At 33.8% G+C, this 12,764-nt stretch carries 7 protein-coding genes and 1 CRISPR repeat array; of the genes, 1 reads left to right on the forward strand and 6 read right to left on the reverse strand.

From position 1 onward, the window contains the following. Position 1 precedes the first annotated feature (1 nt). Positions 2-1,186, forward strand: a complete 1,185-nt coding sequence (locus PMI13_RS08495; RefSeq protein WP_007842722.1) for a DUF1501 domain-containing protein — start codon at positions 2-4, stop codon at positions 1,184-1,186. 44 nt (positions 1,187-1,230) lie between these two features. On the opposite strand, the gene PMI13_RS21675 is transcribed toward PMI13_RS08495, so the two are convergent. From PMI13_RS21675 to cas9, 6 genes are all read right to left on the reverse strand, one after another. Next, positions 1,231-1,353, reverse strand: coding sequence for a hypothetical protein (locus PMI13_RS21675; protein ID WP_007842728.1), 123 nt, complete (start codon positions 1,351-1,353; stop codon positions 1,231-1,233). A gap of 42 nt (positions 1,354-1,395) precedes the next feature. Further along, the gene (locus PMI13_RS08500) at positions 1,396-2,421 is read right to left on the reverse strand and encodes a helix-turn-helix transcriptional regulator (RefSeq protein WP_007842730.1); all 1,026 of its coding nucleotides are present in this window, start codon (positions 2,419-2,421) and stop codon (positions 1,396-1,398) included. A 133-nt stretch (positions 2,422-2,554) separates the two neighbouring features. Further along, positions 2,555-2,887, reverse strand: coding sequence for a HopJ type III effector protein (locus tag PMI13_RS08505; protein WP_007842731.1), 333 nt, complete (start codon positions 2,885-2,887; stop codon positions 2,555-2,557). Positions 2,888-3,335: 448 nt separating this feature from the next. Next, positions 3,336-7,153: a CRISPR direct-repeat array (repeat unit 47 nt; unit sequence GTTGTGAATTGCTTTCAAAAATTATTATCTTCGTGATTAGTCACAGC). 57 nt (positions 7,154-7,210) lie between these two features. Continuing rightward, positions 7,211-7,549, reverse strand: coding sequence for a CRISPR-associated endonuclease Cas2 (gene cas2, locus PMI13_RS08510; RefSeq protein WP_007842732.1), 339 nt, complete (start codon positions 7,547-7,549; stop codon positions 7,211-7,213). Next, entirely contained in the window at positions 7,546-8,439 is an 894-nt protein-coding gene (cas1, locus tag PMI13_RS08515) for a type II CRISPR-associated endonuclease Cas1 (RefSeq protein WP_007842734.1), read from the reverse strand. The genes cas2 and cas1 overlap by 4 nt, the downstream gene beginning before the upstream one ends. A 4-nt stretch (positions 8,440-8,443) precedes the next feature. Continuing rightward, a complete protein-coding gene (gene cas9, locus PMI13_RS08520; RefSeq protein WP_007842735.1) occupies positions 8,444-12,703 on the reverse strand; it encodes a type II CRISPR RNA-guided endonuclease Cas9 in 4,260 nt (1,419 codons plus the stop codon). Positions 12,704-12,764: the final 61 nt, after the last annotated feature.

Consider the following 12,764-nt stretch of genomic DNA (forward strand, 5'->3'; position numbering starts at 1 on the left):
CATGTTAATTAAAAGAAGAGAATTCCTTAAAATAAGTTCATTAGCCAGTGCTTCATTATTAGTTCCCAATTTTCTTAAATCAATGGCATTGGATAATGCTCTGGAACCTAACCGGAAGATTTTGATAGTCCTCCAGTTTACAGGAGGAAATGATGGTTTAAATACGATCATCCCCGTTAAAAATGATATCTATTTCAGAGAAAGAAGCAGTATTGCCATTAAAGATCCACTGCAGCTCGATGATGAAACAGGAATCAACCCGGCTCTGTCTTATTTTAAAGAACTTTTTGACAGTGGGGAACTTTCTGTTATGAATAATGTAGGGTATCCCAATCCTGATAAATCCCATTTCCGGAGCATGGATATCTGGCATTCTGCAAGCAAAAGTGATGAATATCTGGAAACAGGCTGGATCGGGCGTTTTCTTGATGAAGAATGCTACCGTTGTGACCATCCTACCCAGGCATTGGAAGTTGATGATATGTTAAGTCTGGCTTTAAAAGGAGAAAATAATAAGGCCTTTGCATTTAAAGACCCTAAAAGGCTTTACCAGACGAGCCAGGAAAAGTATTTCAAATCATTGTACGACCATCACCATGATGATGAAACGGTTTCTTATTTATATCAGACACTCGGATCAACCATCAATAATGCAGGCTACATTTTTGAAAAAAGCCGATCAAAAAAAACCACTCAGGCTTATCCGGATTCACAATTAGGAAAAGATTTCAAAACCGTTGCATCCCTGATAAAATCAGATATCAATACTCAGGTTTATTATCTTTCTGTGGGTAGTTTTGATACCCACGTCAATCAAAATGACCGGCAGAAAAAACTGTTCAGCGATATCAATGAGGCAGTAAAATCTTTTGTAGAGGATATGAAGAGCACTGCACTTTTCAATAATATCCTTTTGATAACCTTCTCGGAATTCGGCCGCCGTGTCGCCCAGAATGCCAGTAACGGAACAGATCATGGAACTGCCAATCAAATGTTTTTCATCAGTGGCGGATTAAAAAAGAAAGGAATCCTTAATGCTCTTCCCGACCTGCAAAACCTGAATGAAGGCGATCTTATTTATTCCGAAGATTTCAGAAAAGTATATGCTACCATTTTAAAAAACTGGCTGCAGGCAGATACTTCAAAAGTCCTTGGCTGGAAAAACGGAGTGTATGATTTCATATAAAAAAAAGACTGTCTTCTGATGAAACAGTCTTTATCTTTTAAACTCTAAGCAGGAAGCTGCTTTTCGTCTTTCTTTTCATTTAATTTTTCAGAAACCTTCTTAACGATAAAATCAATCGCAATAGGGACTACAATGGCAAGTAATGCCTTAAATATTCTCGATTTCATAATGTCTATTTTAAAAAACAAATACAATTTCCAAGCCATAAATTAATTATATCCGTCCTCCGGAATGATAAGATTCTGATAATTCTTACTTCCTGCCCTGAACTTCTCTTCCATTCTCAATCTCAATTTTCTCGGTTTGTGAACAATCAGGCAGTCTCCGAATCCCAGTAAAAGCCTTTCCAGCTCAAAATTAATCTGAACACAAATTTTAAATACCGTTCCTTCTTCGGTCTCACTTATGATCTCCTGGCTTTTATGCAAAGGCTTCGTTTTCACATAAGGTGCGTTCGATACATCAACGAAGAATACCACGTTCCTGGGTTTCATGGTGTCTGAAACCGTAACTCCTACAATATCTTTAAAGTATTCATCACCGTCAAGATTTTTATCAATAAACTGAATCGTTTCTTCCACTTTAATAGCTTCCATCCTGTCCAGGGCCAGATTATACATTTTCTGTTTATACAGACAGATCAAAAACCACCGGTTATTAAATTCCTTCAGCAGCTGCGGATGTACAATATAGGAATTGGATTCCCTTGCTGTAAAGCTTTTATAAAGAATATTCAACACCTTTTTGTTGATGATGGCTTCATACAATGCATCGATATGCTCCAGGCCTTTCAGCTGCTCGTTTTTATCCAGATGAATAATAGATTTCTGGCTGGTAGAATGAATGGAGTCTTCCAGTTTCTGAATCACCCCGTTCATCTCTTTAAACATGGAAAAATCCTTAAACTGCTTTAAAATCTGTACGGCATTATTCATCGCCTTCAGATCGTTTTCATTCACAGAAATGTTATGAATGCTGTAATCCGGATCGCTGTAACGGTAGTATTTTCTTTCGTACACCTCGATCGGAGCTTCGTACCCGAATTTTTCACTGCGCATATTCTGCAGATCAAGCTGAACGGTTCTTTTACTCACAAAAGATTCTTTACCTTCAAATTCAAATAACGCTTCGGAACACTCATCAATAAGGTCTTCCAGCGTATATTTCCGGTACTTGTTTTTCAGGCATTTATCTAATGTTTTGTAGCGGATAAGGGCATTTTTATTGGATGACATGGTTTATTATCGTGTTTTTATTCTGTTAAATGCAAGAGTATAATTTTTCTAAGCATTTTATAAAGCATAAAAGCTTCTGTATCTTAAAACAGTATCAACTGTATAACTTTGCACCTTACAGTTAACTTTAAAATTATCTGTTCTTCAAAGCATCTCCTTCAAAAGCAATTCCGTCCCACCCGAATTCTATGAAGTTTCTGATGTTCTGATGATCTGTTCCTTCCGGATTTTTTAAAACATCTTCCCTGTAAAACTCTCCGAAAAGGTTTAACACCTGCTCTTTTGAAAGATTATTCAGCTTTGCAAAACTGAAAACTTTGCACGAACCGTTATTCTGGCCTGCCTCATTTACTGTATTTCCGTTTTTAAATTTTGTAGGATTAAAATCGTAATGTTGATCGATATGGGCAATCACTTCTTTGAATTGAATGGTTTCCGGGGAATTTTCTAACTGTTCTAATAACATAATAATTAATTTAGTAAGGTAAAATTGCAAAAATAGTAAAATCGTGAATTTGTCTATCGCGATTTACGACCAACAATTCCAAAAAGCCGAAAAACGGACAAACTTAAAAAATACAAAAGGTGCTTAAACGTAATTTTAATATCAAATTAAGATTACATTATCACCTACCAGCTTCATCTTACAAAGGACAAACTTTTTATATCAGCATACATCCTGGCTTGGACTAATCAAATATTCTTCGGACAAAATAAATACTCAGCTCCAGGAGGATACTTCCGCCGTATAAAAGTTAAAAGCGGACTGACGATGATCAATGTTGCTGCTGCCAGAAAGATCACAATTCTATTTTACAATTTGGAGCATGGTTCTGCCTATATACATGAAGAACCTCAGAAATATGAAGAAAAAATATAACTTACAAATGTAATAAAGTTTTATTAGCGGTATCGTTGTGAATTGCTTTCAAAAATTATTATCTTCGTGATTAGTCACAGCAGCCCAATCAACAGCCATGATTAAGAATCTGTTGTGAATTGCTTTCAAAAATTATTATCTTCGTGATTAGTCACAGCATTAAACAAATAGAAGAAATAATAGGACAGGTTGTGAATTGCTTTCAAAAATTATTATCTTCGTGATTAGTCACAGCGTTAATGAAAATACCCCTTTTATCCAAGCCGTTGTGAATTGCTTTCAAAAATTATTATCTTCGTGATTAGTCACAGCGATGCATACGAGCATCATCTGGATTGACTCGTTGTGAATTGCTTTCAAAAATTATTATCTTCGTGATTAGTCACAGCTATTTAGGTTAATAGATACTTTGATAATATGTTGTGAATTGCTTTCAAAAATTATTATCTTCGTGATTAGTCACAGCGAGTGATATAAAACCCCAATGGAGAATTCAGTTGTGAATTGCTTTCAAAAATTATTATCTTCGTGATTAGTCACAGCTTAATTTCACCATAATTAATTCCAGAATCTGTTGTGAATTGCTTTCAAAAATTATTATCTTCGTGATTAGTCACAGCTTTCTCAGCAATGTTCGAAAAATGGGGTGCGTTGTGAATTGCTTTCAAAAATTATTATCTTCGTGATTAGTCACAGCTTTTGCCAACCCAACTGCATGTGTTGAGGGTTGTGAATTGCTTTCAAAAATTATTATCTTCGTGATTAGTCACAGCTATGACTTGGGAAGAGTTTTACAAGGAGAAGTTGTGAATTGCTTTCAAAAATTATTATCTTCGTGATTAGTCACAGCTTTACGTAAAATATAACTTTGCCCGCTACTGTTGTGAATTGCTTTCAAAAATTATTATCTTCGTGATTAGTCACAGCTTCCGTATGATAGATATGAAAGTATAATTAGTTGTGAATTGCTTTCAAAAATTATTATCTTCGTGATTAGTCACAGCAGAACAAGTTCCTTGCCTTCTCTTACAGATGTTGTGAATTGCTTTCAAAAATTATTATCTTCGTGATTAGTCACAGCTTCTTTACACCGTATAATTCAGGCATATTCGTTGTGAATTGCTTTCAAAAATTATTATCTTCGTGATTAGTCACAGCTGAAACCGAAGTTTCTCTTTCTACGATTTTGTTGTGAATTGCTTTCAAAAATTATTATCTTCGTGATTAGTCACAGCATTGATTAGTTAGCTCTCCAGTACTTCCGGGTTGTGAATTGCTTTCAAAAATTATTATCTTCGTGATTAGTCACAGCTAAATGGAAATCTACTATAACCCCTCCTTAGTTGTGAATTGCTTTCAAAAATTATTATCTTCGTGATTAGTCACAGCGCCATAGCTTTATAAGCTAATGTATTTTCTGTTGTGAATTGCTTTCAAAAATTATTATCTTCGTGATTAGTCACAGCGTATTAACGCTAACAGTTTTAACCTCATGTGTTGTGAATTGCTTTCAAAAATTATTATCTTCGTGATTAGTCACAGCTTTTCTTATTTTTATAGCTACTCGCATACCGTTGTGAATTGCTTTCAAAAATTATTATCTTCGTGATTAGTCACAGCCCGCGGTATTGATTGCAGTTACGGAAGTAGGTTGTGAATTGCTTTCAAAAATTATTATCTTCGTGATTAGTCACAGCACCGTAGTTAGTTATACGTTTTCCTCTGCCGTTGTGAATTGCTTTCAAAAATTATTATCTTCGTGATTAGTCACAGCCAAGCTCTGTTGAAACGGAGTAAGCGCACTGTTGTGAATTGCTTTCAAAAATTATTATCTTCGTGATTAGTCACAGCTTTCGTTGAGAAGAAAACAACCATCAAAGAGTTGTGAATTGCTTTCAAAAATTATTATCTTCGTGATTAGTCACAGCCCTATATACGGAACATTAAGAGGTCAACCAGTTGTGAATTGCTTTCAAAAATTATTATCTTCGTGATTAGTCACAGCTTTCTTTTTTTATCAAATTTAACAATCTCTGTTGTGAATTGCTTTCAAAAATTATTATCTTCGTGATTAGTCACAGCTAACTCCAGTTTTTGACTGTCATACATTTTGTTGTGAATTGCTTTCAAAAATTATTATCTTCGTGATTAGTCACAGCACAGTTCTAAATAACGTTAGGTCGTACGGAGTTGTGAATTGCTTTCAAAAATTATTATCTTCGTGATTAGTCACAGCTTTTATCTTTCCGGACAAAGCAATTTTGTAGTTGTGAATTGCTTTCAAAAATTATTATCTTCGTGATTAGTCACAGCATTTGATTTTGTTTTCTTCTGCCATGACTTGTTGTGAATTGCTTTCAAAAATTATTATCTTCGTGATTAGTCACAGCATACAGTTTCACAGGGGGCGGCGACGCTTGTTGTGAATTGCTTTCAAAAATTATTATCTTCGTGATTAGTCACAGCATAAATTTATTTGTTTGTGCTACAAATGTAGTTGTGAATTGCTTTCAAAAATTATTATCTTCGTGATTAGTCACAGCTTATCAAGGTTATTTGTTGCTGAACTCCGAGTTGTGAATTGCTTTCAAAAATTATTATCTTCGTGATTAGTCACAGCTAGCACTTAGATTACCTGCCTGAGTATTTTGTTGTGAATTGCTTTCAAAAATTATTATCTTCGTGATTAGTCACAGCTCTCGGAGAAGAAGTAGGAGAAGTTAATCGGTTGTGAATTGCTTTCAAAAATTATTATCTTCGTGATTAGTCACAGCTCGCTACTCCATTAGTAACACTAATTTGTAGTTGTGAATTGCTTTCAAAAATTATTATCTTCGTGATTAGTCACAGCTTCAATTAAATCAATTGTAATCCCTTCCAAGTTGTGAATTGCTTTCAAAAATTATTATCTTCGTGATTAGTCACAGCCCAACTCCTCAACCACTCTTTGCTGATGTGGTTGTGAATTGCTTTCAAAAATTATTATCTTCGTGATTAGTCACAGCTTGATAACATTCGTTGTAAGTTCATTTTGGGTTGTGAATTGCTTTCAAAAATTATTATCTTCGTGATTAGTCACAGCTCAAATTGCAACTTTATATGAGGATAGAACGTTGTGAATTGCTTTCAAAAATTATTATCTTCGTGATTAGTCACAGCCCTTTCAAATTAATATAGTCTGTTTGTTGAGTTGTGAATTGCTTTCAAAAATTATTATCTTCGTGATTAGTCACAGCGGAGGTATATCAATTGCGGCACAGAGTTGCGTTGTGAATTGCTTTCAAAAATTATTATCTTCGTGATTAGTCACAGCAGAGAAAATTTTAGGTTGGTATATCGACAGGTTGTGAATTGCTTTCAAAAATTATTATCTTCGTGATTAGTCACAGCAAAAACCTATATCTATTTCTGAACCATTCAGTTGTGAATTGCTTTCAAAAATTATTATCTTCGTGATTAGTCACAGCTTCTTGATAGATACATCCATGTTGTTCCATGTTGTGAATTGCTTTCAAAAATTATTATCTTCGTGATTAGTCACAGCGTTGACGTCCAAAGATGCACGGATCCGGTTGTTGTGAATTGCTTTCAAAAATTATTATCTTCGTGATTAGTCACAGCATATTACTTTTCAACCACAAACAATGCTTGGTTGTGAATTGCTTTCAAAAATTATTATCTTCGTGATTAGTCACAGCTTTTCGTAACTGTAATCATCATTATTTAATGTTGTGAATTGCTTTCAAAAATTATTATCTTCGTGATTAGTCACAGCTTCTTGATAGATACATCCATGTTGTTCCATGTTGTGAATTGCTTTCAAAAATTATTATCTTCGTGATTAGTCACAGCCTCAAAAAACAATCTACTGAAAATCAGCAGATTGTTTTTATTTTTAGGATTCAAAATTTAGAATAATTCGAGCTGTTGAAAGGTTGGAGGAGGTTCTTCTTTATTTCTGGCAAAGAATATTTCAATATCTCCAAATTGTTTGTCAGTAATACACATTATGGCAACTTTTCCTGCTTTTGGAAGCATAAACTTTACCCTTTTGATGTGAACTTCCGCATTCTCACGGCTTGGGCAATGCCTGACATACATCGAAAACTGAAATAATGTAAACCCATCATCAATCAAAGCCTTACGGAAGCGGTTAGCATCTTTCATATTTGCTTTGGTTTCGGTCGGAAGATCATATAATACTAAAACCCACATAATCCGGTATGCATTAAACCTTTCGGCATTCATATCAATTCAGGATAAGAGATCAGTCGTTTTTCTCCCGTATAACATTTATAAAGTGATGTGGCTGTTGTTTTTACTGCAACCAATAACGGCCTGGTTTTATCATCTATTTTTACATCTTTGGTTGCAATCTGTAAGATGAAAGCTTTAAATTCTTTAGTTAATTCTTCCATTTCTGAATTGATTGTAAGCCATTGCATTACTAATAAATCCACAAAAGGACGATAAGGTTCCATCAGATCATCGGCAAGACAGTAAGGATTGTATTTATTCTTATGGAAAATTCCAAGAACGGGAAGCAGTCCGGTCTCAACAATTGCCCTTGCGACAATGCTTCTGAGAACCGAATATCCAAAATTAAAAAACTGATTGGGTGAATCTCCAAAACGCTGCCTCAGAAAATCCAGGCTAATGAGGTACTTCCAGTAATGCTGTGCTGCAATGCCTTCCATATTGGTGATATCGCCACTTTTTACATTCTTCTGATATTCCAACATAGGCTCATAATAATTTCCCAGTTTTACCAAAACATTTTTCTGATTTTCGATCTTACACTCAACGGTCTGCTTCCAAAGTTGTTTTTTAAGTGGTTCGCTGGCTTCTAGCTGATCTTTTACTCTATCAGAATGCTCAGTATGTCCATATATTGGGAGCATTATTCCGTGTGGTAAATGGTGCATATCGCAACTGATCACTACTACATTATTCCCCATCATTTTCTGAATAAGCTGATGTGAAATCGTAATCTGAAAATGATCCAGCATCAGTAATCCCAAATCTTCTACAGGAATACTTCCTTTCTCCGATTTCGTTTCAGGACAAAGGATTTTCATCTGTTCATCTTTCAGTTTGAGATATGCAGGATTACCTATGTAAATAGAGCGAGTGATCATATTATTATATCTTGGCAATGTTACCTAGACGATCTATTTTCAGTTTAATACAATTCTCTTTGATCATTGATCCGTCAATGGCACGTTCCATTTTATTTAAAGTAGAAAATTCTGCTTTATTGACGATAGATATTGCAATATCTTGTCTAATAAAAAATATCTGGTTTCCTGAGAAACTGACAACTTTGTAAATATTTCCTGTTTTTTCTGTCGTTAAATTCTTAAAATCTATATTATATATATTTTCAAGTTCATCTTCTGATGGAACATAAACTAAATCATTAGGACAAAGTAAGAAGTCTTCTTTATTCTTAAATGAAACAGAATCCAATCCCTGTTTTTGTCTTTCAATTACCTCATTCAAAGGAATTGTCTCATAACTTCTTTTCCCATTCTTATCTTCATAAACCGCAAAAAACAAATTTGTTCCTTTGGCTGCCTCCACATATTTATCTTTTTTATTTCCTGTTTGACCTACAGAAAATTTGCTTCCCAATTCAAAAATCCTGACTTTGTTGATGGACTGATGTGGTTTGCCATCATTAAATTTTTCGATATTTTTATTCATATCCTCAATTCCTTCAGGTGAAAATGCCAATTCAGAACTTCCTTTAAATTCTAAATAGTTCTTTAAAATTTTCTGAATCCCCGTATCTGTAATTGAATTGATTGTTTTCAGATCGAATGAAGTATCCAAACTCTTTCTTGTAGCAGTTAATATTTTCCCTTTTGGAATTTTAATCCCAGGAAGATCTACTTTTCCTGAAACAGTTTCTTTATGCATCGGTTTTCGTATAGCCCAGTTTGTTCCTTCTTGCTTTATCAGTTCTTTTCTTTTAATACCATCTTTTTCAATCCATTTTTCGTAATGATTTGTTGCTTTATTGATCACCCGTAGGTTTTGTTTAAAACTGACAATAATTGTTTCCATTTTGTTTTTAGCATCAACAGTAAAGTTATCCCAAGGCTTTAAAAATTGTTTGGGAACTTCCTTCTCAATTTTCTCGCCGGTTTTGGAATGACTATAAACTACTCTTTCAAACTTCATCAGCTTTCTTTTTAAATCATATCGTTTAGTATCAGATTTTGCTGATTGATTATTGAGAAGATTAATATGGTCTTTGGTTGCACATGCAATTACCAAAGCATCCATAGCATGATGGCGATGGTCTATTCTTTTCTTGGAAAATCCTTTTGAAAATTCAATCGGAACAGTAGGTAAAAACTTCTGATGATTTTTGTTCCACGAAGTAAAATCAGTTGAATTGGTCAATTGATTCATCCGCTCAAAACGTGGTAGAATTAATTCATTCCAAACATCATTCAAACCCCAGTCTTGTTTAAGTTGTGTAGTAATTTTTCCATTTCCGGGAACAATATTTTTAGAATTCACACCTTCATCTGTACCATCTTCCTGCCGAACGATATTGGAAAGAACACCTGAGATATATTTACTGATATGACGAGTATCATTCAATTGACGGTCAATCATTTTTTCAGGAATCTCTTCTAAAAGGAGTTTGTTTCTTTTGCTTCTATTATTGGCATAGTGTTTTTTTACAAAATCTTCATATTCCTCAGCTTTAAAAATTTCTACACTTTTTCCAAAACCACATTCAACAATCATTCCACCAAACTGCTTTATGAATCCTAAACCTATATAATTATCTTTCAATTTATTAACTGCTGACTCACAAATAATTTTATTACTAAAGCTGTCATCAAAATATCTACTTTGCGGAATGATATGTTCAATTTCATATTCCGATGTAAATAATTTATTTAATGGAATAATCTGTCCTGTATAAGGTGATTTATACCTCTGTTCCAGCCAAAGCTTGTACCTCTTTAAATCTGATGAAGAAGGCTGGGCTGTTTTGCTGATTTTCAGAATGTCATCATCAATTTCTATGTCAGATTTTAAAATTCCATCTTCATAAATCTTCAAAATTTCCTGTTGCATCGGAGAATAAGGACGAATATTTTCTACAGAATTATCATTCATCATTTCTGCCAGTAAAGCTTTTATACGAAGATTTGTATTTTCATTTTCCGTTATTCTTTTTGTGGCATCTACTCTTTCATCTTTTGTTTGTTTCATTTCTCTTCCCAACTCAATATGAATTTCGCTGAAGAAATCTTTAGCTCCATTTCCATATTTTAACCAGATATCTTTCACTACACGAAGTGTTTCTGTAATCACCTGCTCTACAATTGGATTGCGAAGTGAATGCTGTTTAAATCCTTTTAAAAATTCTTCCAGGTCATCAGCTGAATTCCATTTACCAATCATTGATGCTTCTGAATGTCTTCCATAAACAATGTATTGGGCCAACCATAACTGCAAACCTTGAAAATCATTTTCCGCAGTAAGATGAATTGCCTTTTCTCTCACTTTATCCTTAATATTTCCATCAAATTCACCTGTGATGATTTTTTCAATTCTTCCCTGAGATTTTCTATCAATACTTTCCCAATTCCAATATTTTCCTAATCGCAACAACGGCAACAACTTCTTAATGGCTTTTTCTGAAAAAGAGCCATATTCACTTTTAAAGGGTGGAAATTTTTTAAAGGCTTCAAAAAATGAGTTTTCATCCAGATTATTTTTATGGGCAAATGATTTCAATGCTTTTTCATATTCTATTTTATCATTCACGGAATAGATAATGTGCCAGATATTTTGTTCCATTTCTCTTGTCAGGAAATCAGACGGATAGTTTTCAACCTTTTCCAGCCTTGTTGAAATCATTGTTTTGGTTTCATTACAGGGATATTTTTTATCTTCTACATAATTCCAGCGATGTGTTTTTTCATTTAACTTAAAATGTCTTAATAATGCTTTTTGGTCAACTTCCTTTCTGTTATTTAAAAATTCAAACAGAGTCTCATAATCTTCCGTGCTGCTTAAAAATTCTTTAGTAACATTCGTATCATCATCTTTCCTGTAAATATTCAGATTAAACATCCATTGCCAGACACGAAACTCCTGGTAATATGGATTTGATTTCGGAATAGTTTTCAAATATTGTGCGTGTTCTACTCCATTTTCATCTTTATATTTTCTGAATTCTAAAGTACAGTTGGAAACGGAAGATTTCTGGCTTCTCAAGGGCCGTTGGTAAAAAATAAGATCATTTAAAAGAAGGTGAACAAAATCTTTTTTACTCAATGTTATCTGATGAGCTTCATTATTGCGATATAATTCTCTTATACAATCATTATATAAATCATCACTTTGCAATTCCGGATGAAACTCTTTCTGTCTTTCCAGAATTTTTTTCAGTTCTTCCCTATAAAATTTTCTTTCAATCGTGCGGACCAATTTCCCTTTAATTTTTTGCTTGGGGTTTTGAAGCAATGCTTCATAAATGTATGCTCCGACAGTTTTATGGGATTTATCGATTTCCTGCTCAGTCTTTGTTTTTATTGCAATCCAATCTTTTTCAGAATCTACAGCTTTAAAGGTTCTCTTTGTATCGCCATTTTTTAGAATAGATTCTGTAACGATAAATTCTTTCGTGCGCCCTATCCAATCTTCAGTTTTTACAATTTGTTTTTCATATTTCCATCCATTTTCAAAATATACGTCATAAAGAATTTTTCCTTTAATATTTTCTCCCGAATCAACAACTCTGTCTACTTTCAATCTAACAAATACTCTGTCCTTTTCTTCTTCAAAATCTTCACCACGCAATTGATAATATCCGCGTTTCTGGTTAAAATTTAAAAGAATCCAAGCTAATTCTTCTTTTTCTATTTTTTGAGAAAGCGCTTTTTTACGGAGATAATAAATCGTCCAGTCGTAGGGAACTTTTCTACCGTTTTCTAAAAGATGAAATTGATGATCTTTAAAATCGCCAAGCATTTCATCAAAAGAATTCTTGAAAAAAAATCCATCATTATTATAAGCCAGTTTCGGTTCAGTTTCATATTTGAACTTTCCAAATCGTTTTTCAAAATCAATTTGTGAAGCATAATGTTCTGGAAGAAAATTCAAAACGTTTAAAACCCTGTGAAGCCTTTCTCTTCTTAACAGGAATCTTTCACGCAGTCTTCTCACTCCTCTGTAACCAGTTCTTGCAGCGGTTTGTGAAACAGAATTTCCTTTTCCGAATTCGCCTAAAACATCCTGTGACATTGGGATAATCCTGCTTCCCATCCCAAGAATTTCACCGTACTTATTTTCAAAGTTTTGTTTTATCAAAGCCCAACCAATGGAGTTGGTTCCCAAGTCTAATCCAAGTATATTTTTAATCATCATTCTAATTTTGGTAGACTTCCCTGTTTTTCAGACAAATTAAAATTATTAAATTTAGTTTGTT

The sequence above is a fragment of the Chryseobacterium populi genome, from assembly GCF_000282115.1.
Classification (GTDB): domain Bacteria; phylum Bacteroidota; class Bacteroidia; order Flavobacteriales; family Weeksellaceae; genus Chryseobacterium; species Chryseobacterium populi.

Bases quoted from the DNA above. Each gene is read 5' to 3' on its own strand.
- PMI13_RS08495 (WP_007842722.1), top strand. From the start codon at position 2: ATGTTAATTAAAAGAAGAGAATTCCTTAAAATAAGTTCATTAGCCAGT.
- PMI13_RS21675 (WP_007842728.1), bottom strand. From the start codon at position 1,353: ATGAAATCGAGAATATTTAAGGCATTACTTGCCATTGTAGTCCCTATT.
- PMI13_RS08500 (WP_007842730.1), bottom strand. From the start codon at position 2,421: ATGTCATCCAATAAAAATGCCCTTATCCGCTACAAAACATTAGATAAA.
- PMI13_RS08505 (WP_007842731.1), bottom strand. From the start codon at position 2,887: ATGTTATTAGAACAGTTAGAAAATTCCCCGGAAACCATTCAATTCAAA.
- cas2 (WP_007842732.1), bottom strand. From the start codon at position 7,549: ATGAATGCCGAAAGGTTTAATGCATACCGGATTATGTGGGTTTTAGTA.
- cas1 (WP_007842734.1), bottom strand. From the start codon at position 8,439: ATGATCACTCGCTCTATTTACATAGGTAATCCTGCATATCTCAAACTG.
- cas9 (WP_007842735.1), bottom strand. From the start codon at position 12,703: ATGATGATTAAAAATATACTTGGATTAGACTTGGGAACCAACTCCATT.